Origin of the sequence: Bacillus mojavensis (genome assembly GCF_012648005.1) — a bacterium.
GTDB classification, from domain to species: Bacteria; Bacillota; Bacilli; order Bacillales; family Bacillaceae; genus Bacillus; species Bacillus mojavensis.
On record NZ_CP051464.1, the window covers coordinates 1,428,363 to 1,449,914 of the forward strand.

The window sequence follows — 21,552 nt, forward strand, 5'->3', positions numbered from 1 at the left end:
AATGCCGCTTAAGAGGTGTTTGTCTATTTTAAATAGGCATTTTTGTTGTTTCCTCTGACTAGCTGCAGCAAGCCTGTCATTCTCAGTTCAATGAACGGCTGAGCAACCGTTTTGACGAAATTGCTTGAGAGAATGGAGGTAAGGGCAGCAGTTAAGAGCAGCAGGATGACTAAGTTTTGATAGTCCGTGAGTCCATCCTCAAGCCCGACCTGCCGGAGTGTTTTAATGATAAACCCGTGGAGCAGGTATACGTAAAATGTCCTTGTTCCCCACTTTGTAAAGAAATAGCGTTTTTGCGGAACAAGCGCTAAAAAGCTAAAGGTTGCCGCAAAGGCAAGTACATACCAGCTGATCCGGGAAAGGCCGCTTGCCAAGGTGACATCGCCAAATGATGAGTACGGCTTAGAGCCGAACAGCCATGAATAGTCAAAGTCGACCCCCCAACAGATGACAAATACAGCAGCGAGCACACCGAGCGCAATCTGTTTGCCTCGTTTTGATCTCAGTAAATCAAAATGATGTTTATTCAAATAAAACCCTACAAGGAACATCGGCAAGAATACAAATGTCCGGGAGAGGCTCAGTGTGCTGCTGACAAAGTCGAGATAGCCGATCAGCACCGCGATTCCGCAGCTGACAAACAGCGCCCACTGCTTAGAAAGCTTTGAAAAAGGATAGAGCAGGATATTCCAGAAAAATAAGCTTACCAGAAACCATAATGACCATTGCGGATCAATCGGATTCATATTTGTCATGCTTTCGTCTTGAATAATGTAATAAAAGACGGAATAGATGCTTTGGAAAATCAAATATGGAATAATCAGCTTAACCGCCAGCTTTTTCACATATCCGGCACGTTTAAAACCTTTGGCGAAATAACCGGATACAAGAATAAAGGCAGGCATGTGGAACGTGTAAATGAACTTGTAGAGGTAGAGCATAAAATTGTTATCATGAATAAAAGATCGAAGAATATGACCGAATACAACAAGGAATATCAATAAAAATTTTGCATTGTCAAAATAACTGTCTCGCGATTTATTCATAGCATCACCTTCTCTTTAAATCAGTCACTAAAAGATTATTCCCTGTTGGTATTTATTTTAAAATAAAAGATCAAAAAGGATTTGAAAAAATGGCTGATTGTTAGGACGATGTAAAGTGACGGTAAGGATCGTTGAAAATGTCTTCTTTATGTAATGACGCTGAAATTTTCTGAAATGTATAGGGCGAATGAAGGAAGTTCATGCAATTTGTAGAAATATTGAGGGATAGGTTTTGAAGAAGGAGTGTTTACGCATGGAAACTCTCGATGTTGAGACAAATTCAGGTCTGAAAGAGGAACTGAAGCGCCTCAAAGAAGAAAATGATCGGCTGAAAAAGGAATTGCATCAGCATCAAGTGATTGTGAACAATACGCTCGATGCTATTTTTATATGTGATAATGAAATGAAAATCGTGCAGGCAAATGAAGCAACAGCGAGGATGCTTCAAGTGGATGCGGAAGGTTTGAAAGAGCGTTCCGTTATTGATTTTTTGTTTTCTATTCCAAAGGATGAGCTGGACCTTTCCGTAAAGAAGTTTTTTAAGAAAGGTTTTCTGTGGAAGGAGGTACCAATCCGGCTGGACAGCGGAGCGACAAAATATATTGAGTTTCTTGCCAAAAGAGGGATTGGTGAAGATTTCTTTTTTGTCGTTATGAGAGATATTTCTTCAAAGAAAATTCTGGAGCGGGAATTTTCCATGAATGAACAGCTTTTTAAGGACTTGTTTGACAGAGCCGTTGACGGAATCGTTCTATTTGATAAAGACGGCGGCTTTATTGATGCCAATCTGTCCTTTTGCAAAAGCTTTGAAATCGATCAGAATGAGTTGTCACATTTGTCGCTGTATCAATTTATAGACAGCGGCTCACGAAAAGATTTCGATAACATTTGGCACACGCTCTATCGAAAGGGAAAAGCAAAGGGCGAGCTGCCTGTCAGGCTTCGTTCAGGAGATCAGAAGCTGTTTGAATTTACGATTACGTCTAACATCATCAGCGGTTTTTATATGTCGATTATGCGGGATATCACAGAGAAGAGGTCCATGGAGCTCCAGCTATTTAAAAGTGAGGAGCGCTTCAGAGAAATTTTTGAAAACGCCATGGATGCCATTATCATCTGGTCGAATGACGGAAGAATCGTTAAGGCCAATCAGTCAGCCTGTAAAATTTTTGAGCTGCCGATGAATTTGCTGTTAAAAAGAAAGCTGTGTGATTTTCTCGTGGACTCGAAGAAATACAGCATGACGAAGAGAAAATATGCAAAATACGGTGAGATCAGAGAAGAGATGCTGTTTCAAATGGGAAACGGGCAGTTCAAAGAGCTTGAATTTACATCAAAGCGGACAATCCTTGAAAACCAGCACTTAACAATTCTAAGAAATGTCAGTGACCGAAAGCGGATGGAAAAGGAGCTTCGGGAAAGCGAGCTCAAATTCAGAAAAGTGTTCAACGGTTCAATGGACGGCAACGTATTATTCGACAATCAGTACCGAATCATCGACGCCAACCCGTTAGCGAGCGATATTTTGGGCCTGCCGCATGAAGAGCTAAAAAGACACAGCCTGCTTGATATTATATCTTCCTATGAAATAGAAAATTTGGCATCGCCGGCAAGGCAAATTAATTTCGATGAAATGGATAATGAAATTCCATTCTTGCTTAGCAGCAATGATAATAGAAAACTAGAATTTTCATTTAAACGAAATATTATTCAAAATATGAACCTGGCTATCTTTAAAGATGTCACAGAGCGAAAAGAACTGGAAGAGCGCCTTCGCAAATCTGATACCCTCCATGTGGTTGGAGAACTCGCTGCCGGCATCGCTCACGAAATCAGAAATCCAATGACAGCCCTTAAAGGCTTCATTCAGCTCCTGAAAGGAAGTGTGGAGGGAGACTATTCTCTTTACTTCAACGTCATCACCTCAGAATTAAAGCGCATCGAATCCATCATCACAGAGTTTTTAATTTTAGCCAAGCCCCAGGCTATCATGTATGAGGAGAAACATGTGACACAAATTATGAAAGACACATTAGACCTTCTTAACGCGCAAGCCAATCTCAGCAACGTACAAATGCATCTGGATTTAGTCGGCGACATTCCGCCGATATACTGTGAACCGAATCAGCTGAAACAGGTTTTTATCAATATATTAAAGAATGCCATCGAAGTCATGCCTGACGGCGGCAATATTTATGTGACAATCAAAAAAGCTGATCAACATCATATTTTAATATCTTTAAAAGACGAAGGAGTCGGAATCACAGAGGATAAATTAAAGCGTCTCGGAGAACCGTTTTATACAACAAAGGAACGGGGAACTGGACTCGGGCTCATGGTAAGCTATAAAATTATTGAAGAACATCAAGGCAAAATAATGGTGGAAAGTGAAGAAGGAAAGGGAACTGTTTTCCATCTTACACTGCCTGTCCGGCAGAATTTTGAAGAAAGAAGGCTAGACGAATGAATTACTATACGACAGCGGAAACGCCGCTCGGGAACCTCGCGATTGTCGAGGAAGAAGGCCGCATCACCCGTCTCTTTCTCAGTAAGGAAGATTTGATCGAGTGGAAAGAATCTGTTGAGGGTGCGGAGCAGTTTGAGACTGCTTTTTTGGCAGAAGCGAAAAAGCAGCTTCACGAATATTTTGCGGGGGAAAGAAGGACATTCTCACTGCCATTGAGCCAAAAGGGCACGCCTTTTCAGCAAAAAGTATGGGAGGCGCTTGCCATGATTCCATATGGAGAATCACGAAGCTATGCTGATATCGCCGTTGCGGTAGGCAGTCCGAAAGCGGTACGTGCTGTCGGACAGGCAAATAAACGAAATGACCTGCCGATATTTGTCCCATGCCACAGAGTGATTGGCAAAAACAGCACGTTAACAGGGTATGCCGGAAGCAAAACTGACATCAAAGCTTATTTGCTTAGCATCGAGCAAATCTCCTACAAAGAAAAATAAAACATATGGCACGTTCCCTTTTTTCGCTGCCGACATATGATTTTACTAAGTTAAAAAAGTTGGTCTGATGAAAGAGGAGGACAAAGCAATTGAAGCCGAGCCGCTCTGAGAAAATTGCCGTTTTTGCCGAACTGCTTGTGAAACTGCATATCTTATCCAGCGCTCAAAAAGATGAAATGATCAATATGAATATGAGTAAACAAAAAAACCGCTGACTCGCCCCTTTATGAGCAAAGTCTTCAGCGGTTTTTTAATGAACCTTTTCGCCTGTGAACAGCTTTTCAATTTCTTCTTCATAGGAACCAGTCATAATCCCTTTTTCAGTAATGATCCCAGAAATAAGATGGTGAGGTGTAATATCAAAAGCAGGATTAAAGACAGGCACTTCAGCCGGAGCGGTCCGGACGCCGGAAATGTTCCTGACTTCATCAGGATCCCGTTCCTCTATCGGGATATCAGCCCCGCTTTTTACTTTTGTGTCAAAAGTAGATAAAGGTGCTGCTACAAAAAACGGAATATCGAAGGCGTTTGCTAAAATAGCAAGACCGTAAGTGCCAATTTTATTCGCAGTATCTCCGTTCCTTGCAATTCGGTCAGCGCCGACGATGACGGCAGAAATTTGTTTTTCTTTCATCGTATGGGCTGCCATACTGTCCGTAATCAGAGTGACGTCAATACCGCCCTGCATCAGCTCCCAAGCAGTAAGCCGTGAACCTTGAAGAACCGGTCTGGTTTCACAAGCATAAATATGAAGCCCCAAATCCTTTTGTTTGGCCAAATAAAACGGGGCAAGTGCGGTTCCATAGCGGCTTGTCGCGATAGAACCGGCATTGCAGATTGTCATAATCCGGTCGCCTCTTTTGAAAAGCTGAAGCGCGTTTTGGCCGATCATCCGGCACGTTTCTTCATCCTCGACTTGAATCTGAATCGCTTCATGGACAAGGTTGGTTTTTGCTTCATTTACAGAAATGGCGTTTTGAATTGAATGGCTCAGTCTTTCGAGCGCCCATGATAAATTGATCGCGGTCGGCCTTGAACTGTTCAAATCATTTTTGATAATATCCAATTCGCGGCGGAAATCCGCCACATTATCAGTTTCAATGTCTTTTGCCGCCAGCGCGAGCCCAAATGCTGCCGTAATGCCGATCGCCGGGGCTCCTCTCACTTTTAGTGAGACAATCGCGTCAAATACTTCTTCTTTCGTTGTCAGCTCCAAATATTCCGTGACATCAGGAAGCTTTTGCTGATTTAAAATCTTAATGGCTGTTTCTTTCCATTCAACAGAACGCGGAACAGCAAATGAATTGGTCATGGTTGAATCATTCCTTTACAAGTAACTTAAAACATTTAATAACATCTGTAATGGTTTTTAATTGTGAACGTTTTTCAATAAAGGCAGCACCGGTTTCCAACGCCAGCCGTTTTCTTTCGATTCGTTTATCAAACGGTACAATCGTATCCAGATCTGCAACATGGGCAAGGCCGATGGTGCGGCGTATCAGTTCGCAGCCGGCAAACCCAATTGTCTCTTCAAAAATATGGCTGAGTGTATCAGCGAGATAACCTTCGATTTTGGCATACACATCGAGGCTGTGTTTCTCCCAGGCTTCACTGAACGTTGTTTGAAACGTGTTCCAAACTTGTTTTACATGTTCATATAACGAATCTCGATCAGCACCGTCACGGCTGAGTGCATTTAACAATAAGTTGGCGATAAATTGGCCTACATCAAAACCGATTGGTCCGTAAAAAGCGAATTCAGGATCAATCACCTTTGTCTCAAGCTCGCTGGCAAAAATGCTTCCTGTATGCAGATCACCATGAATCAGGGTTTCGGCAGATGTTAAAAATGACTTTTTCAGCTTAGCGGCTTCAACTTTGACCTTGTCATTTTTCCAAAGCTTTTCAACATATGGACGAAGCTCTTCCTCAAATTCATTTGTATCATGATCAAAGAAAGGATCTGTAAATACAAGTCTTTCGGTAATATCGCAGAGCTCAGGATTTGTAAACTGTTTAACAAGCTGTTTTTTCACCTTAGGCTCAAGTGCGTAATCAGAAGAGTAAAAAAGCGTTTTTCCTAAAAATTCTCCAACGTCGCGTGACAGGTTTGGATAATTTTCACCTTCAAGAAGTCCCTTTCTAGCGATCTTCAGATGTGAAAGATCCTCCATGACTGTGACCGCCAATTCAGTATCTGAATAGTAAACTCTCGGTACGAGGTGAGGGACGTGCTCACCCTGACGAATCAGTGCGCTGCTTTCAATTCTTGCCCGATCGATTGTCAGAGGCCAGCTTTCCCCGACAACTTTTGCGTAAGGAACCGCCTGTTTAATGATCAAAGCCCTGTCATTTTCTTGGTCATAAATATGAAAGACGTAGTTTAAATTTCCATCGCCGATTTCCTGGCATGTCAGCGTGCTTTTGCTTTGAAACAAGCCGAGTTTTACCGCCAGAGCGACAGCTGAGCTTTCATTTAACGTTTCGTATAAAGGTGTTTTTGTGACTGCCATCGTCATTCCCTCCAATTATGTAACATCTTGATATGTGTGCCGCAGAATGGCCGTAAAAAAGCCTCCTTCTCAGAGAGAAGGAGGCTTAACAATCATGTCCCGCCTCTCTTATCTCTCAGATCAGATCTGATGGAATTAGCACCGTGCCTTACGAGACCTCAGTCTCGGCGCCATGAAGATGCGCCCCATTTCACAATGGAATTACGGTCGGTTGCTGTTGGGGTCAAAAGGCCAATCCCTCGCCCAACTCTCGATAAGAGAATATATTCACTTGTTAAACAATTCTAATTTATCAGTTGATGAACATAGTAACAGGTGAGTGTTTTAATTGTCAATATATTTTTTAATATAAATCTTTTCTGATATCATCGAAAACAGGGATTTTCCCCCGTACCTCAACGCTTTCTTGGAGGTCAATTTCCGCTCTGACAATGCCTTCTTCTCGGCCGCCCTCTGCCAATATACGTCCCCAAGGGTCAATAATCAGGCTGTGCCCGGCGAATTCATTATCGGGATTAGCTCCTGTGCAATTGCAGGCAGCGACAAAGCATTGATTTTCAATGGCCCGCGCAATAAGCAGGATTTTCCAATGATCAAGGCGGGGCAGAGGCCATTCCGCAGAAATGAACAGCACGTTAGCGCCTTTTGTCGTATGTTTTCTGATCCATTCCGGAAAACGGATATCATAACAGATCAATCCTGAGCTTTTGACGCCATCAAGCTCGAAGTATCCGTCCTCGGAACCGGCTGATAAATATACATGCTCATCCATCAGCTGAAAAAGATGGGCTTTGCTGTACTCTTTAATGATTTGTCCTTCCTTATCTGCGATGAACATTGTATTATAAACATCAGAACCCTTTCTGACAGCAACAGATCCTGCGATAATATGAACCCCGTGTTTTTTTGCGGTTCTTTGCAGCCAGCTTTGAGCAGTGTGCCCGTCTTCATCAGCAAGCTGATCAAGATTGGCAAGGTCGTAACCGGTCGTCCATAATTCAGGGAGAATAAGAACATCAGCATGTTTACTCTCTTTTTCGATTAAATATTCAGCCTTTTTTATATTTTCAGAAGGTTTTCCGTATGAAATATCAAATTGAAGACAAGATATGGTCCATTTCATTTTTTAACACCCCATATTTTTCTTTACTTTTTTCATTTAACCATATATGATACTGGACTATCATTTCAAGATTTTTTTAGAAGGTGAAAACAGATGAAATTTGAACATTCTCAAGTGCTGCAGGAACTGCCTAAACAATTCTTTGCTTCTCTAGTGCAGAAAGTGAATCGAAAGCTGAAAGAAGGACATGATGTCATTAATTTGGGGCAGGGGAATCCCGATCAGCCGACGCCCGAGCATATCGTGGAGGAAATGAAGCGAGCCGTTGCTCAGCCCGAAAATCATAAATACTCGTCATTCCGAGGTTCGCACAGTCTAAAATCAGCAGCGGCGGCATTTTATAACAGAGAATACGGCGTTCAGCTTGATCCGGAAACTGAAGTAGCCGTATTATTCGGCGGGAAAGCCGGTCTTGTCGAGCTGCCGCAATGCCTGCTAAATCCTGGGGATACGATTTTGGTTCCTGATCCCGGTTATCCGGATTATTGGTCCGGTGTCACGCTTGCGAAAGCGAAAATGGAAATGATGCCGCTCACTAAGGAGAAAGCGTTTCTTCCTGAATACGCAAGCATTCCCGCTGACATAAGAGAACAAGCGAAATTGATGTACTTGAATTATCCGAATAATCCGACTGGAGCCGTCGCTACCGCCGATTTTTTTGAAGAAACGGTGAGTTTTGCGAAAGAAAACGAAATCTGTGTGATCCATGATTTTGCTTACGGGGCAGTGGGCTTTGACGGACACAAGCCTTTAAGTTTTTTGCAGACTGAAGGCGCTAAGGATATCGGAATTGAAATTTACACACTGTCCAAAACATATAATATGGCGGGCTGGCGGGTCGGTTTTGCAGTTGGAAACGCCTCGGTCATAGAAGCGATCAATCTTTATCAAGACCATATGTTTGTCAGTCTTTTCAGAGCAACCCAGCAGGCTGCTGAGACGGCACTCCTATCAGAGCAGACTTGCGTAGCGGAGCAAAATGCCCGATATGAAAGCAGGCGCAACACTTGGATAGCAGCATGCCGGGAAATCGGCTGGGATGTAACAGCACCGTCGGGGTCATTTTTTGCGTGGCTGCCGGTGCCTGAAGGCTATAGCTCTGAGCAATTCTCAGATCTCTTGCTTGAAAAAGCGAATGTGGCGGTGGCAGCTGGAAACGGCTTTGGTGAATATGGAGAAGGGTATGTCAGAGTGGGGCTCTTAACGAGTGAAGCTAGGCTCAAAGAAGCAGCTTACCGAATTGGCAAACTGAACCTGTTTACCCAAAAAAGCATTGACAAGATTCTTTAACGGTGGGATAATTCAAAATAATTTATAAAATCTATATTTTCTTATCAAGAGCAGGCAGAGGGACGAGCCCGATGAAGCCCGGCAACCGACTTGTAAAGCACGGTGCTAATTCTTGCAGCTGGCGGCTGAGAGATAAGATTCGGACGAGAAACGAAACCTCTTTAGACGCATTGCTGTTTGAAGAGGTTTTTAATATGGGTTAAAAAATGAAAGGAGCTCTGGCATGAGTGAATTATTAGCAACATATCTCCTGACCGATCCGGGAGCCGACACGGTGAAAAAAGCAGAACAAATGGCAACAGGGTTGACGGTGGGCTCTTGGACTGATCTGCCTCTGGTGAAGCAGGAGCAGATGCAAAAGCATAAGGGACGGGTTGTGAAGGTTGAGGAGAGAGAGGGACATCTTGCATCAGGAAAACAAGCGGTCATCACAATTGCTTATCCCGAGGTTAATTTTTCACAGGATATTCCGGCATTGCTGACAACTGTGTTTGGCAAGCTGTCGCTGGACGGAAAAATCAAATTAATAGATCTCGAATTTTCAGAAGCGTTTAAGCGTACACTTCCAGGACCGAAGTTTGGCGTATACGGCATCCGGAAGATGCTTGGAGAGTTTGAAAGACCGCTGTTAATGAGCATTTTTAAAGGGGTCATCGGAAGGGACCTGAGTGATATTAAAGAACAGCTCAGGCAGCAGGCGCTCGGCGGGGTTGACATAATCAAAGATGATGAAATTTTCTTTGAGACGGGTTTAGCACCTTTTGAAACAAGAATTACAGAGGGAAAACAAATTTTGAAAGAAACATACGAGCAGACCGGCCATAAAACGCTGTATGCAGTGAATTTGACTGGAAGAACGGCTGAGCTTAAAGATAAAGCAAGACGCGCCGCTGAATTGGGAGCGGATACGCTTTTATTTAATGTCTTCGCTTACGGTTTGGACGTCATGCAAAGCCTTGCGGAAGATCCGGACATATCAATCCCCATTATGGCGCACCCTGCAGTCAGCGGGGCATTTACGTCCTCACCGTTTTATGGGTTTTCCCATGCCCTTTTGCTCGGAAAATTAAACCGATATTGCGGCGCTGACTTCAGTCTGTTCCCTTCTCCATACGGTTCAGTTGCGCTTCCGAGAGAAGACGCGCTGGCAATTCATGAAGAATGCGTAAGAGAAGATGCCTTTAATCAGACATTTGCCGTTCCGTCTGCTGGCATTCACCCTGGTATGGTTCCGCTTTTAATGCGTGATTTCGGCATTGATCATATTATTAACGCCGGAGGAGGCATACACGGACATCCAAACGGCGCCCAAGGCGGGGGCAAAGCGTTCAGAGCTATGATTGATGCGGTTTTGGAGGCGCAGCCGATTGAAGAAAAAGCCGGTCAATGCGAAGATTTGAAGCTTGCGCTTGATAAATGGGGAAAGGCTGAAGCCGTATGACGTCTCAAAAACCGTTGATTATATGTGATTTTGATGGAACCATCACGATGAACGACAACATTATAAACATTATGAAAACATTCGCTCCGCCGGAGTGGACTGCGTTAAAAGACGGCGTGCTCTCCAAAACAATGTCGATCCAAGAAGGCGTCGGGCGGATGTTCGGCCTTCTGCCGAGCAGTTTAAAAGAGGAGATTACGAGATTTGTAATAGAAGACGCAAAAATCAGGGGCGGCTTTCGGGAATTTGTCGCATTTGTTAATGAGCATGAACTCCCGTTTTATGTCGTAAGCGGGGGGATGGACTTTTTTGTCTATCCGCTGCTTGAAGGAATTGTTGAGAAAGATCATATTTATTGCAACCGTGCTTCATTTGAGAACGAATTCATTCATATTGATTGGCCTCATTCTTGCAAAGGCACATGCACAAATCAATGCGGGTGCTGCAAGCCAACTGTTATTAACGAGCTTTGTGAGCCGGATCAATACATCATCATGATCGGTGACTCCGTTACCGACGTGGAGGCGGCAAAGCTGTCTGATCTTTGCTTTGCAAGGGATTATTTATTAAATGAATGCAAGGAGCATCATCTGAATCATATGCCATACCATGATTTTCATGAAATAAAGAAAGCAATTGAAGACGTAACGGAGGTAAAGAAATGGCTGCAAAACAAGAGCGCTGGGGAGAGCTTGCCGAAGTAAAACGGGAGTTGGCAGAAAGAGATTGGTTTCCGGCGACCAGCGGCAACCTGTCCATCAAGGTTTCCGATGAGCCATTGCAATTTCTCGTAACGGCGAGCGGAAAAGATAAACGAAAAGAAACGGATGAAGACTTCCTGTTGGTGGATCAGAACGGAGAGCCTGCCGAAAGCGGACATCATCTAAAACCGTCAGCGGAAACGCTTTTGCATACGCATCTGTACAATAAAACAAATGCCGGATGCTGTCTTCATATTCATACGGTAAACAATAATGTCATCTCAGAGCTGTATGGAGATCAAAAACAAATCACTTTTAAAGGACAAGAAATTATAAAAGCGCTTGGCCTGTGGGAAGAGAATGCAGAAGTGTCCATTCCAATTATAGAAAATCCGGCTCATATTCCGACTCTCGCAACGCTTTTCGCGGATCAGGTTACTGGAGATTCAGGAGCTGTCCTGATCCGGAACCATGGCATTACGGCTTGGGGAAGAACAGCATTTGAAGCGAAAAGAGTGCTTGAAGCATATGAATTTTTATTCAGCTATCATTTGAAACTGAAAACACTCCAGCATCAGCTGGTTAAATAAAAGGGGGAACCGCAAATGGCAACAATTCGAATTCATGATGAGGCAAATACAACAATTGAAAATCAAGAAGAAGTGGCAAGCTTTCTGGACAGTCAAGAGGTAATCTATGAGCAATGGAATATCGCTAAGCTCCCTGAACAGCTTTCAGAAAAATATGACCTGTCTGAAAAAGAAAAACAACAAATTCTTGACACCTTCGACGCCGAAATTAAAGATATTTCAGCCCGCCGCGGCTACAAAGCCCAAGATGTCATCTCTTTGTCTGACGCTAATCCGAAACTGGATGAACTGCTTGAAAACTTTAAAAGAGAACATCACCATACAGACGATGAAGTCCGTTTTATCGTAAGCGGCCACGGAATTTTCGTCATTCAAGGCAAGGACGGCACATTTTTTGATGTCCGTTTAAACCCTGGAGATTTAATCTCAGTACCTGAAAATATCCGCCATTACTTCACGCTTCAAGAAGATCGCAAAGTTGTGGCGGTGCGGATTTTTGTTACATCTGAAGGCTGGGTTCCGATTTATGAAAAAGACAGCGTAAACCAATAAGAAGAAAAAGCCCCGTTTATAAAAGCGGGGCTTTTTAATTTATCGTAAACGCCATTCCTCGTATTGGGACATTTCTTTTTTGATCAGCGTCCAAATCAAACCGAGAACGGCAGCATCGTCAAGAATTCCTAAACCGAGCACGAAGTCCGGAATCATATCAATCGGCATGATGATGTAAAAGACAGCAGCTGTCAGAAGCAAAAGTGTTTTCATCTGTGAACGGGGATAGTCACCGTTTCGCCAATCACGGAGCATTTGGCAAAAGATTGTAATATGATTGATTAATTTTTTGCGGGTTTTTCTTTTCAGAATAGCTTTTCCGCCTGCTGCACCGAGCATTATCGCTTTTTTTTTCTTCATTTAGCATACCTCCTGCCTGCCGGTGTGTTTAAGATGGTCTTCGTCTGGGTATTGTTCTTCTAATCCTATCAATATATCTATTATAAATGAAAAATTAAGTTATTTAATAAAAATATGTTTACAAATAAAGTATAATCTGTAATAATGCACAATAACCCAATCAAACTTGTTTCCTATTTCTTAGCGGCGAGGGGTGAATTGAATGGGCTGTTCTTCTGAACAAGAAAGATTGCTGGTGTCTATTGATGAAAAAAGAAAGTTAATGATAGACGCCGCTAGTAAGCAGGGATTTACAGGGCATGACACAATCAGACACAGTCAGGAGCTGGATTCTTTAATGAACGAATACCACCAGCTCATGCAAGAAAGCGAACATTCCCAAGGAATTCAAGGCCTTGTGAAGAAATTAGGCTTGTGGCCCCGAAGAGACGTCATGCCTGCATATGATGCACATAAATAGCGGCGCTATCTGATGCATATATAAAGAGAGAGCTTTTCAGAAGCGCTCTTTTTTTCTGGGAAAATTTCATACGAAAGAGGGAACTGATGAAAGAACTGGCGGTAGTCATTACTGAAATGATAAACCAATTTCATGATGCTTTTATTTCGATATGCGGGCTGCTTGGCATTCAATTAACCGACAAAGAAATGCATTTTTGGGTAATTGGGATATTTGGCATCTTCTTTTTCGCTGTCACTCACGCTGTATTTACATGGCTTTCTAAATGGAGCTTGACGGCTTTGTCCTTTATCTATACCGTAACGATCATCATTGTGATCGTATTTGCAATTGAGATTCAGCAAAAAGTGACCGGACGGGGAAATATGGAGTTTTTAGATGCAACAGAAGGGTTAAAAGGCTTTTTGGTGTTCTTTGTCATCTTTTTGCTTTTAAAAATGCTTCTGCGTTTGATCCGATACTTCTTTTCAGGAGGAGCTGTAAGCAAGGGGAATGGAAATACCCGTTCCCGAAAATAAAATAAGCCCTCCTGAGACTGTCAGGGGGCTAGGAAGAGGAGACGGGGAGGGTAATGGTAACCTCGGTTCCTCTTCGTACTTCACTTTCTATATGAATGGAACCTCCGTACATCAGAACGATCCGTTTACATACGACAAGCCCGAGGCCGGTTCCTTTTTCTTTAGAAGTGACAAATGGAAGAAAGATATGTTCCAGCATTTCCTGTGATATCCCTTCGCCGTTATCCATCACTTTTATAATGGCCTTTTTATCAATTGCTCCTAAGGAAATTGTGAGTTTGCCGCCTTCCGGCATAGACTCAAGGCCATTTTTCGCAACATTCAAAATGACTTGTTTAATATGGTCTTTTGTACATTTTACTTTTAGAGGTTTATCAGTTAAAAATGTTAACTCTACCTCCACATTATATAAATTTCCTTCAGAATAAATGATCGGCATAATTTCTTCGATAATATCCTGAAGCGAGTTAAGCTCCCATTTCTCAGCTGTCGGTTTTCCGAGAACTAAAAACTCACTCACAATTTGGTTGATACGTTTAATCTCTTGGTCGATAATTGAAAAGTAAAGCTGATCCTCTTCACCTTTATATTTCTTTTGCAGCAGCTGAATAAAACCGCTTATGCCGGTGAGCGGATTGCGGATTTCGTGAGCCGTGCTGGCAGCAAGCGTTCCGATCAGCTCTAATTTTTGCTGCTCATTTTCCGAGCGCTCCAGTTGGGTCCGCCGCTTCAGCAAATAATAAAGCACAAGAATAAAAAGAATATTCAGCAAAACGATAATACAGGAAAGAGGAAGCACAAGGCTTTTACTCAGCTCCTCTATTGAGACAGGATTCGGGTATACTTTCATATTCCAGCTGATATCATCGAGATAACCGCTTACAGGTTTTTGATCCTTTGCGTGAGAAGCCTGTCCGCTTGAGAAAATCATTTTGTCATTTTCGTTCACAACTTCAATATAGACATCAGGGCTCAGCAAGTTAATCAGGTTTTGCAGATAGTCAATTTGTATAGCTGCCACAAGATAATCTGTGACATTTTTCTTTTCGTCCAGCGCGGGAACACAAATTGTAAAAATCGGCTGGCCTGTAATTCTGCTTGAATAGCTGTCTGTAATGATAGTCTTTTTTGTTTGTTTTGCTTTTGTAAAAAAGGATCTGTCAGCCAGATTGACTTTAGTTTTTAATTCTGTTGCGCTGGCAGTGACATCTCCTTTGGCATTGAGCAAATAAAGACCGGAAAACCTTGGTTCGGAATCAAACGTTTTTTCTAAAACAGTTTTCATTTTTTTAATATCTATCGGTCTGTCGATAGCAATAGACAAGGAAGTCATTCTCGCTTTTGTTTCGCCGATTAAATAATTTATTTTGTTGCGGTGAAGATTCAGCATAACACTGGCTTCTTGCTTATGTTCGGCAGCTATTGTTTCTTTTTCCTTTTCATAGACGAAAAAGCTTATGACGAGTGCCGGAATCACTACTAGTGCAATATAAAGCTTAATTCTCCCGCAGGCGCCTTTTAGTATTTTCAATTTGCATCGCTCCAACATACACCTGATTAGAGGTATTATATCATTGTTTCTTCTTGTTTAATAAGAAAAAATAACCAAAATAATTAAGAAAAACAAGTTGTTCACATGAATAATAAAAAAGAAGAGAAATATTGGAAAGATTTTTATTGACATTTCGGTATTTGTTTATTAATGTTTCTCTGTAACGGTTTCTAAAAGGATGATTGAGACATGACAGAAAAATCACTGAAGTTATTTATCGTGCTGTCGCGCGCGTATCGGTCTATTAATGATCATATGAATAAGCATATTCATAAGCATGGACTGAATCCTACTGAATTTGCTGTGCTGGAGCTGTTATATCATAAAGGTGATCAGCCGCTGCAGCAGATAGGGGATAAAATTCTCTTGGCCAGCGGGAGCATCACCTACGTCGTAGATAAGCTTGAGCAAAAAGAGCTCCTTATTCGGAAAGCATCACCTACAGACAGACGAGTAACATTTGCACAAATTACCGAAAAAGGCATCAGTCTTTTGGATGATATTTTCCCTGATCATGCAGCTGAGATTGATGAAATGATCAGTGTATTAAGCGAAGAAGAAGTTGAACTGTGCACTGAAATGTTAAAAAGGGTAGGATTAAACGCAAAACAGTTTCATAATAAGTAAAAAAAGGAAGCCTTGTGATAGATAAGGCTTCCTTTTTTACTATTTTTCATTTGTTTCCGCTGCGCCTCTTGGCAAGATGAGAACTTCAACCCGTCTGTTTTTGCTTCGGCCTTCCGCAGTTTTGTTGGAGGCCACTGGTTTATACTCCCCATAGCCTTTGGCACTGAAAACTTTGGCATCAAGCTTAGGGTTCTCAATCAGAAGCCCCATGAAGTTTACGGCTCTCATTACACTTAAATGCCAGTTCGACTGAAATTCTGAATTTCTAATCGGCATATTGTCTGTATGTCCGCTGATAATAATGTTTCTCGGCGGATTAATCACGAGAAGGTTTGAAATCTCTTTTGCAAGCGGAATGTCTTCCTTGCGGATGGTCGCTTTTCCTGAATCAAAGAAGATACTGTCTTTAATCGTGATCAGAAGACCTTCCTTAGTCATCTTTGTTTCCAGTTGATGCTCCATCTTTTTATCTTTAATGAACTTTTCCACCTGGCTCTGCACATTTTTAAGTTCTTCTTGATCAGCTGCTTTTTCCTTTAGTTTCTTGTTTTCCTTTTTCTCTTCTTTTTCCTTTTCTACTTCATCGATTCCGTCTGACTCATTTTTAGGAGGGGTGACGCTGGAATAATCCAATACGCCGGTTCCGCCTGTAAAGACTTCATTAAATGATTTAGAAAGCATTTGAAACTTAGCTGCGTCAATCGAGCTGCTCGCGTACAGCACAATAAACAGTGCTAGGAGAAGGGTAAGGATATCGGCGTAAGGAACCAGCCATGATTCATCAACGTGCTCGTCCTCATGCTTCTTCTTCTTTTTTCTCGCCATTTTGCGCCTCTCCTTCTCGTTCTGCAAATTTCAAACGGTCCTTCGCAGGAAGGTACATTAAAAGTTTTTGCTCGATCACTTTCGGTGCCTGTCCTTCTAAAACGGACAGTACGCCTTCAATCATAATTTCACGGAGCTTGACTTCCTGTTTTGACTTGCGTTTTAATTTGTTTGCAAAAGGATGCCATAATACATATCCCGTAAAGATACCGAGGAGGGTGGCTACAAAGGCTGCACTGATGGCGTGACCAAGTTCATCTGTATTGTCCATATGAGAAAGCGCGGCAATCAGTCCGATAACAGCACCGAGCACCCCAAGTGTCGGCGCGTAAGTTCCCGCCTGTGTAAAAATGGCGGCTCCGGCCTGGTGTCTGTCCTCCATCGCTTCAACTTCTTCAGTCATGATATCTCTGATAAATTCTGCGCTTTGCCCGTCAACAGCCATGCTGAGGCCGTTTTTCAGAAACGCGTCATCTACATTTTCAATACTTGCTTCCAAAGCCAGCAGACCTTCACGGCGTGCAAGCTGAGCCCATTCAGAGAACATAGGAATGAGTTCTTCTATTGTCAGCTGTTTGTTTTCTTTAAATAGCACACGGAACAGCACAGGCACTTTTTTAATTTCTTTCGTTGGGAACGCAATGACTACCGCTGATATCGTTCCGGCGATGATAATTAAAATGGCAGCGGGATTTGCAAGAGCAGCGAAACTGACGCCCTTCAGAACCATTCCCACACTCAATGCAACAAAAGCAAGAATAATACCGATAATCGAAGTTTTATCCATAATTTTCACCAAATCCTTTTTTACTAGCTTGTCTATGGTTAATATCGGTATCAGTGTCTGGAACTTTAGGGACATTGTGAAATTGTTCATGAAATATTCAAGGAAGATACATAGAAGGGAGAAATAAACAAACGCGGGCTTTTCAGCATGGAAAAGCCCGCGGGTTTTAACGGTACCGGGATTGATTGGTTGGTATCTGATTCTCTAAACGGCTTTTGTCAATAGAAATAGATAAACATGTTCCATCCTTCCTTAAGAAAGGGAAGGAATGACATGTTCTCGTACAAGAGAAGGATTTTACATAAATAGCGGCATCCCCGAAAAGGAAGCCGCTGATTTTTATTTTGCATGAACTTTGATGTTATCATCTTCTACTGTGACGTGAAAACTTGCAATCTCGTTATTGTCAAGCAGCAGATCAGTCATTTCATCCTCAATCCATTCCTGGATCGTTCTTCTGAGCGGGCGCGCACCGAATGAAGGATGGTAACCCAGTTCAGCTATTTTTTCTTTTGCTTCATCTGAAACACTCAAGCTGATGCCGCGTTCTGCCAAGGTTTCTTCCAATTCTCCAAGAAGAAGGCTGACGATTTTGACCAGATGCTCTTTTTCAAGGGAACGGAATTCGATGATGCTGTCAAAGCGGTTGAGAAACTCAGGTTTAAAGAACATGCTGAGCGAATCAATTAATGTTTGTTCTTCAATCACGCTGTCTTCTGATTGGAAACCGACTTTTGTTTGTTTTTCACCGGTACCTGCATTGCTTGTCATAATGATGACGGTGTCTTTAAAGCTTACGGTTCTGCCTTGGCTGTCCGTTAAGCGGCCGTCTTCCATAATTTGCAGGAACATATGCTGAACATCTGGGTGCGCTTTTTCAATCTCGTCAAGCAGCACGATGCTGTATGGATTGCGGCGCACTTTTTCCGTTAATTGTCCAGCTTCCTCATGGCCGACGTAACCAGGCGGTGAACCAATGATTTTAGACACGGCGTGTTTCTCCATGTATTCACTCATATCGAGACGGATAATGGCATCTTTCGTGCCGAATAATTCATCCGCCAGTGTTTTAGAAAGCTCTGTTTTCCCTACGCCGGTTGGTCCGACAAAGAGGAAGGAGCCGACTGGTCTGTTTTTTGATTTTAAGCCGGCGCGGCTGCGTCTGACCGCTTTTGCCACTTTTTGAACAGCCGCTTCTTGTCCAATAACGCGTTCATGTAGCTTTGCTTCAAGCTCTTTCATTTTTGTTTGCTCGTCTGCCTGCAGTTTTCCCACAGGAATGCCGGTTTTTTGTTCGACGATATCCTGAATGTGCTCAGCTTCCACTGTGACGGCGGAATGTGCGGAAGAGCTGTTCAGTTTTTTCTCCAGTGCGATTTCTTCATCACGGAGTTTTGCTGCCAATTCGTAATTTTCTTCTTCCAGCGCTTTTGTTTTTTCTGCTTCAATTGCAGTCAGCCGTTCAGCTGCATCTTCATCATTTAAATCATCAATTAACAGATTGGCTTTAGATCCAGCTTCGTCTAATAAATCAATCGCTTTGTCCGGCAGATGTCTGTCCTGAATGTAGCGTGCTGATAAAGTGACACATGCTTTCAATGCTTCATCGCTGAATGTCACGCCATGGTATGCTTCGTATTTGTCTTTAATTCCTTGCAGAATGCTGATCGCTTGTTCAATTGTAGGCTCCTGTACCATGACAGGCTGAAAACGTCTTTCCAGCGCCGCATCTTTTTCAATTTGACGGTATTCTTTCAGTGTTGTCGCTCCGATGACTTGCAGCTCACCTCTGGCAAGAGCGGGTTTGAGAATGTTTCCTGCATCCATTGAGCCTTCTGCAGAGCCTGCGCCAACGAGAAGGTGAATTTCATCAATGAAAAGAATGACATTTTTGCGCTCTTTCAACTCAGTGATCAGCTGTTTCATTCTTTCTTCAAATTGGCCTCTGATGCCAGTGTTTGCAACAAGGGATGCGACATCTAGCAAGTAAAGCTCTTTGTTTTTTAATTTATGTGGTACATCGCCTTCAGCGATTTTTAAAGCGAGTCCTTCTGCAATAGCTGTTTTCCCTACACCTGGCTCTCCAATCAGCACCGGATTGTTTTTGTTGCGGCGGTTTAGAATCTCGATCACACGCGCAACTTCTTCATCACGGCCGATGACAGGGTCAATCAGACCGGCTTTAGCGCCGTTTGTAATATTTTGCGCCAGCTCATCAAGCAAACCTTTTTTCTCGCTTGCTTTAGCTGCGCTTTGTTCTTTCGGCTGGAATGCTTGTTCAAAGGGAAAACCGAAAGATTGAGGACCCATGCTCATTGAAGGTTTACGAGTCAGTTCGTGATAGCAAGTTTCACATAAAACCATTTGTTTATGAACAGAATTTATTTGCATGTTAAGGCGAATCGTCGCCTCGTTTTGATGACAGTGTTGACAACGCATTTGCCAAAACCCCCTTATAAAATTTGATCATCTTTGACCAATTAACTTGGAAAAAAAGGTCGATTTAATTGACCTTCTTTGACTAATAGTATACGCCAGATTCACTGGCTTTCAAAACCATTTGCTCAAAGCAGTCTTTCTTGACCAACTTTGACCAATAGAATAATAAAAAAGACGGCTGGTTTGACCTTCTTTGATTAATAGTATACTCTGACCTTTTTTGACTTTCAAGCCTTTTGCTCAAAAATATTTTTGAGTTGTTTCCACAGTAAAACTTGTTTTGTTCGTCTTTTCAAGGAACTTGTCTCATAGGCTATAAAAAGGCTAAAAGGACAATACTGCTGTTGGTTCGGAGGGGAGAAATGGAACAATCAAAAGGGTCTGCACATCAGCTCGCTTTTGTGTATGTAGGCACAGTCGTCGGAGCGGGATTTGCAACTGGCAGGGAAATTGTTGAGTTTTTTCTGAAGTTCGGCTGGTTCGGATTGCTTGGTATTATTATAAGCGGAGGGATGTTTACGTTTTTAGGCGCAAAGCTGATGATCATTTCAAAGCGAATCAATGCCAAGTCATATCAGGAAATGAATATATACTTGTTCGGGGAGGCTGCCGGAAGGATTATCAATGTCTTTATGCTGTTTGTTCTCCTCGGTGTCACATCTGTCATGCTGTCTGGCGCAGGGGCGCTTTTTGAGGAACAGCTTGGCATGTCAGCTCAAGTTGGAATGCTGATCACAATTGGATTAAGTTTGATTGTGATGACAAGAGGAGTAAAAGGCATTTTCGGTGTAAATGTGTTTGTTGTACCGCTTTTGATTATCTTTTCTATGGTTGTGGTGGCCGATTCTTTTATTTTCAGTGAGACGCGGAATACAACTCAGTGGGTGTGGCCGCATCGATGGGACTGGCTATTATCAGCGGTGTCGTACGGCGCTTTGAATTTATCGCTTGCCCAGGCTGTTTTGGTGCCGCTGGCGAATGAAATGTCTTCAGAACAAGTGATAAGAAAAGGCGCTTTCATCGGAGGGACAATGTTGACAATTGTGCTTTCTGCGAGTTTTTTGTCTTTGTCGATGCTGCCGGATGTATTTTTGTATGATATTCCAATGGCTCAAGTGGTTTACCTCTTTGCGCGATCTGTACATTTGATTTACTTGTTGATTATATTCGGCGAAGTGTTCACGTCGGTGATCGGAAATCTTTATGGGCTGGAAAAACAAGTGAAGAGCTTTCTTCCTATAAAAAGTAAATATATCTTTGCGGCAATTATGATTACGGCTTATATCACGAGTCAAATTGGTTACGGCAAGCTCATTTCAACCATTTATCCATTGTTTGGCTATGTGAGCTTGGCCTTTATAGGCGCTTTGGTCTGTAAAAAGGTTCCCCGGCACAGTTTGTAGTCAAAATGTTTATACGTATATAATAATGAAGCAAACGTTTATGCTGAACTCTGCGCTAGCCAGGAATTGATGTGTTTTTGCTGTGTAGAAGAATTAAGCCAAAGAAATGAGACAGGCTTTTGGCTATCTTTTTATTGTCAAGAAAAACAACATTATGGTAAGATAGCAGAAGTGAAAAAAATGAAGAAAATCCGTGGATATGCGGGAGAGGTTCTAGCTACACCCTCTATAAAAAACTAAGGACGTGCTGTATCCTTGGATACGGCCTTTTTTATGTTTTTCTAGAGCACCTTTCCGGAAAGGTGTTTTTTTATATTTTAACAGTTGTAGCGATGTCTCTCGCCGAGGTTTTTTATAGCGGAGA

The 21,552-nt window shown here is 42.5% G+C and carries 21 protein-coding genes and 3 riboswitches; of the genes, 12 read left to right on the top strand and 9 right to left on the bottom strand.

All coding sequences use genetic code 11. The annotated features are described in order from the left end of the window. Nucleotides 1–23 precede the first annotated feature (23 nt). Nucleotides 24–1,046 carry an acyltransferase family protein gene (locus HC660_RS07440; RefSeq protein ID WP_168747599.1) on the bottom strand — a complete coding sequence of 341 codons (1,023 nt, stop codon included), beginning with the start codon at nucleotides 1,044–1,046 and terminating at the stop codon, nucleotides 24–26. 253 nt (nucleotides 1,047–1,299) lie between these two features. Between HC660_RS07440 and HC660_RS07445 the strand changes: the two genes are divergently transcribed. The 3 genes from HC660_RS07445 to HC660_RS07455 all read left to right on the top strand — a co-directional run bounded on the left by HC660_RS07445 (nucleotide 1,300) and on the right by HC660_RS07455 (nucleotide 4,222). Continuing rightward, a complete protein-coding gene (locus HC660_RS07445) occupies nucleotides 1,300–3,513 on the top strand; it encodes a PAS domain-containing sensor histidine kinase (RefSeq protein WP_168747600.1) in 2,214 nt (737 codons plus the stop codon). Beyond that, complete coding sequence (locus HC660_RS07450) at nucleotides 3,510–4,007, top strand: methylated-DNA--[protein]-cysteine S-methyltransferase (protein WP_168747601.1); 498 nt, start codon at nucleotides 3,510–3,512, stop codon at nucleotides 4,005–4,007. The genes HC660_RS07445 and HC660_RS07450 overlap by 4 nt, the downstream gene beginning before the upstream one ends. Before the next feature lie 89 nt (nucleotides 4,008–4,096). Continuing rightward, complete coding sequence (locus tag HC660_RS07455) at nucleotides 4,097–4,222, top strand: hypothetical protein (RefSeq protein WP_010333997.1); 126 nt, start codon at nucleotides 4,097–4,099, stop codon at nucleotides 4,220–4,222. Nucleotides 4,223–4,257: 35 nt separating this feature from the next. On the opposite strand, the gene mtnA is transcribed toward HC660_RS07455, so the two are convergent. The 3 genes from mtnA to HC660_RS07470 all read right to left on the bottom strand — a co-directional run bounded on the left by mtnA (nucleotide 4,258) and on the right by HC660_RS07470 (nucleotide 7,643). Continuing rightward, nucleotides 4,258–5,319, bottom strand: coding sequence for an S-methyl-5-thioribose-1-phosphate isomerase (mtnA, locus tag HC660_RS07460; RefSeq protein ID WP_168747602.1), 1,062 nt, complete (start codon nucleotides 5,317–5,319; stop codon nucleotides 4,258–4,260). A gap of 7 nt (nucleotides 5,320–5,326) precedes the next feature. Further along, complete coding sequence (gene mtnK / locus HC660_RS07465; RefSeq protein ID WP_168747604.1) at nucleotides 5,327–6,520, bottom strand: S-methyl-5-thioribose kinase; 1,194 nt, start codon at nucleotides 6,518–6,520, stop codon at nucleotides 5,327–5,329. 105 nt (nucleotides 6,521–6,625) lie between these two features. Further along, a riboswitch (SAM riboswitch) is annotated at nucleotides 6,626–6,780 on the bottom strand. Nucleotides 6,781–6,863: 83 nt separating this feature from the next. Next, nucleotides 6,864–7,643, bottom strand: a complete 780-nt coding sequence (locus tag HC660_RS07470; protein WP_168747605.1) for a carbon-nitrogen family hydrolase — start codon at nucleotides 7,641–7,643, stop codon at nucleotides 6,864–6,866. Between the two features lie 93 nt (nucleotides 7,644–7,736). Here HC660_RS07470 and HC660_RS07475 point away from each other — a divergent pair, with 93 nt between their 5' ends. From HC660_RS07475 to HC660_RS07495, 5 genes are all read left to right on the top strand, one after another. Further along, entirely contained in the window at nucleotides 7,737–8,933 is a 1,197-nt protein-coding gene (locus HC660_RS07475; RefSeq protein WP_168747606.1) for a pyridoxal phosphate-dependent aminotransferase, read from the top strand. Nucleotides 8,934–8,971: 38 nt separating this feature from the next. After that, nucleotides 8,972–9,072: riboswitch (SAM riboswitch) on the top strand. 84 nt (nucleotides 9,073–9,156) lie between these two features. Then, a complete protein-coding gene (gene mtnW, locus HC660_RS07480) occupies nucleotides 9,157–10,374 on the top strand; it encodes a 2,3-diketo-5-methylthiopentyl-1-phosphate enolase (RefSeq protein ID WP_168747607.1) in 1,218 nt (405 codons plus the stop codon). Then, entirely contained in the window at nucleotides 10,371–11,078 is a 708-nt protein-coding gene (gene mtnX / locus HC660_RS07485; protein ID WP_168747608.1) for a 2-hydroxy-3-keto-5-methylthiopentenyl-1-phosphate phosphatase, read from the top strand. The genes mtnW and mtnX overlap by 4 nt, the downstream gene beginning before the upstream one ends. Then, entirely contained in the window at nucleotides 11,036–11,665 is a 630-nt protein-coding gene (locus HC660_RS07490; RefSeq protein WP_010334004.1) for a methylthioribulose 1-phosphate dehydratase, read from the top strand. The genes mtnX and HC660_RS07490 overlap by 43 nt, the downstream gene beginning before the upstream one ends. Nucleotides 11,666–11,680: 15 nt before the next feature. Beyond that, nucleotides 11,681–12,217: a 1,2-dihydroxy-3-keto-5-methylthiopentene dioxygenase gene (locus HC660_RS07495; RefSeq protein ID WP_010334005.1), complete on the top strand. Its 537-nt coding sequence runs from the start codon at nucleotides 11,681–11,683 to the stop codon at nucleotides 12,215–12,217. Between the two features lie 39 nt (nucleotides 12,218–12,256). On the opposite strand, the gene HC660_RS07500 is transcribed toward HC660_RS07495, so the two are convergent. Continuing rightward, nucleotides 12,257–12,577 carry a YkvA family protein gene (locus tag HC660_RS07500; RefSeq protein ID WP_168747609.1) on the bottom strand — a complete coding sequence of 107 codons (321 nt, stop codon included), beginning with the start codon at nucleotides 12,575–12,577 and terminating at the stop codon, nucleotides 12,257–12,259. A gap of 202 nt (nucleotides 12,578–12,779) precedes the next feature. On the opposite strand from HC660_RS07500, the gene spo0E reads away from it, so the two are divergent. Next, nucleotides 12,780–13,037: an aspartyl-phosphate phosphatase Spo0E gene (gene spo0E / locus HC660_RS07505; RefSeq protein WP_010334007.1), complete on the top strand. Its 258-nt coding sequence runs from the start codon at nucleotides 12,780–12,782 to the stop codon at nucleotides 13,035–13,037. A gap of 86 nt (nucleotides 13,038–13,123) precedes the next feature. Next, nucleotides 13,124–13,555, top strand: a complete 432-nt coding sequence (locus HC660_RS07510; RefSeq protein ID WP_168747610.1) for a hypothetical protein — start codon at nucleotides 13,124–13,126, stop codon at nucleotides 13,553–13,555. Between the two features lie 28 nt (nucleotides 13,556–13,583). Here the strand turns inward: HC660_RS07510 and HC660_RS07515 are convergent, their stop codons facing one another. Beyond that, on the bottom strand, nucleotides 13,584–15,104 hold the full coding sequence (locus HC660_RS07515; protein ID WP_168747611.1) for a sporulation kinase KinD: 1,521 nt from the start codon (nucleotides 15,102–15,104) through the stop codon (nucleotides 13,584–13,586). A 192-nt stretch (nucleotides 15,105–15,296) separates the two neighbouring features. Between HC660_RS07515 and mhqR the strand changes: the two genes are divergently transcribed. Continuing rightward, nucleotides 15,297–15,734: a MarR family transcriptional regulator MhqR gene (mhqR, locus tag HC660_RS07520; protein WP_010334010.1), complete on the top strand. Its 438-nt coding sequence runs from the start codon at nucleotides 15,297–15,299 to the stop codon at nucleotides 15,732–15,734. A gap of 39 nt (nucleotides 15,735–15,773) precedes the next feature. On the opposite strand, the gene motB is transcribed toward mhqR, so the two are convergent. The 3 genes from motB to clpE form a co-directional block, all read right to left on the bottom strand. Then, a complete protein-coding gene (gene motB / locus HC660_RS07525) occupies nucleotides 15,774–16,559 on the bottom strand; it encodes a flagellar motor protein MotB (protein WP_029441222.1) in 786 nt (261 codons plus the stop codon). After that, complete coding sequence (gene motA, locus HC660_RS07530; protein ID WP_029441223.1) at nucleotides 16,531–17,346, bottom strand: flagellar motor stator protein MotA; 816 nt, start codon at nucleotides 17,344–17,346, stop codon at nucleotides 16,531–16,533. The genes motB and motA overlap by 29 nt, the downstream gene beginning before the upstream one ends. Nucleotides 17,347–17,685: 339 nt before the next feature. Next, nucleotides 17,686–19,785: an ATP-dependent protease ATP-binding subunit ClpE gene (clpE, locus tag HC660_RS07535; protein ID WP_168747612.1), complete on the bottom strand. Its 2,100-nt coding sequence runs from the start codon at nucleotides 19,783–19,785 to the stop codon at nucleotides 17,686–17,688. A gap of 362 nt (nucleotides 19,786–20,147) precedes the next feature. Here clpE and HC660_RS07540 point away from each other — a divergent pair, with 362 nt between their 5' ends. Continuing rightward, nucleotides 20,148–21,188: a YkvI family membrane protein gene (locus HC660_RS07540; protein WP_010334013.1), complete on the top strand. Its 1,041-nt coding sequence runs from the start codon at nucleotides 20,148–20,150 to the stop codon at nucleotides 21,186–21,188. A 201-nt stretch (nucleotides 21,189–21,389) separates the two neighbouring features. After that, nucleotides 21,390–21,434, top strand: a riboswitch (PreQ1 riboswitch). Nucleotides 21,435–21,552: the final 118 nt, after the last annotated feature.

What these genes read in the sequence shown, in the direction of transcription:
- HC660_RS07440 (WP_168747599.1), bottom strand. Translation starts at nt 1,046, where the DNA reads ATGAATAAATCGCGAGACAGTTATTTTGACAATGCAAAATTTTTATTG.
- HC660_RS07445 (WP_168747600.1), top strand. Translation starts at nt 1,300, where the DNA reads ATGGAAACTCTCGATGTTGAGACAAATTCAGGTCTGAAAGAGGAACTG.
- HC660_RS07450 (WP_168747601.1), top strand. Translation starts at nt 3,510, where the DNA reads ATGAATTACTATACGACAGCGGAAACGCCGCTCGGGAACCTCGCGATT.
- mtnA (WP_168747602.1), bottom strand. Translation starts at nt 5,319, where the DNA reads ATGACCAATTCATTTGCTGTTCCGCGTTCTGTTGAATGGAAAGAAACA.
- mtnK (WP_168747604.1), bottom strand. Translation starts at nt 6,520, where the DNA reads ATGGCAGTCACAAAAACACCTTTATACGAAACGTTAAATGAAAGCTCA.
- HC660_RS07470 (WP_168747605.1), bottom strand. Translation starts at nt 7,643, where the DNA reads ATGAAATGGACCATATCTTGTCTTCAATTTGATATTTCATACGGAAAA.
- HC660_RS07475 (WP_168747606.1), top strand. Translation starts at nt 7,737, where the DNA reads ATGAAATTTGAACATTCTCAAGTGCTGCAGGAACTGCCTAAACAATTC.
- mtnW (WP_168747607.1), top strand. Translation starts at nt 9,157, where the DNA reads ATGAGTGAATTATTAGCAACATATCTCCTGACCGATCCGGGAGCCGAC.
- mtnX (WP_168747608.1), top strand. Translation starts at nt 10,371, where the DNA reads ATGACGTCTCAAAAACCGTTGATTATATGTGATTTTGATGGAACCATC.
- HC660_RS07490 (WP_010334004.1), top strand. Translation starts at nt 11,036, where the DNA reads ATGGCTGCAAAACAAGAGCGCTGGGGAGAGCTTGCCGAAGTAAAACGG.
- HC660_RS07495 (WP_010334005.1), top strand. Translation starts at nt 11,681, where the DNA reads ATGGCAACAATTCGAATTCATGATGAGGCAAATACAACAATTGAAAAT.
- HC660_RS07500 (WP_168747609.1), bottom strand. Translation starts at nt 12,577, where the DNA reads ATGAAGAAAAAAAAAGCGATAATGCTCGGTGCAGCAGGCGGAAAAGCT.
- spo0E (WP_010334007.1), top strand. Translation starts at nt 12,780, where the DNA reads ATGGGCTGTTCTTCTGAACAAGAAAGATTGCTGGTGTCTATTGATGAA.
- HC660_RS07510 (WP_168747610.1), top strand. Translation starts at nt 13,124, where the DNA reads ATGAAAGAACTGGCGGTAGTCATTACTGAAATGATAAACCAATTTCAT.
- HC660_RS07515 (WP_168747611.1), bottom strand. Translation starts at nt 15,104, where the DNA reads ATGTTGGAGCGATGCAAATTGAAAATACTAAAAGGCGCCTGCGGGAGA.
- mhqR (WP_010334010.1), top strand. Translation starts at nt 15,297, where the DNA reads ATGACAGAAAAATCACTGAAGTTATTTATCGTGCTGTCGCGCGCGTAT.
- motB (WP_029441222.1), bottom strand. Translation starts at nt 16,559, where the DNA reads ATGGCGAGAAAAAAGAAGAAGAAGCATGAGGACGAGCACGTTGATGAA.
- motA (WP_029441223.1), bottom strand. Translation starts at nt 17,346, where the DNA reads ATGGATAAAACTTCGATTATCGGTATTATTCTTGCTTTTGTTGCATTG.
- clpE (WP_168747612.1), bottom strand. Translation starts at nt 19,785, where the DNA reads ATGCGTTGTCAACACTGTCATCAAAACGAGGCGACGATTCGCCTTAAC.
- HC660_RS07540 (WP_010334013.1), top strand. Translation starts at nt 20,148, where the DNA reads ATGGAACAATCAAAAGGGTCTGCACATCAGCTCGCTTTTGTGTATGTA.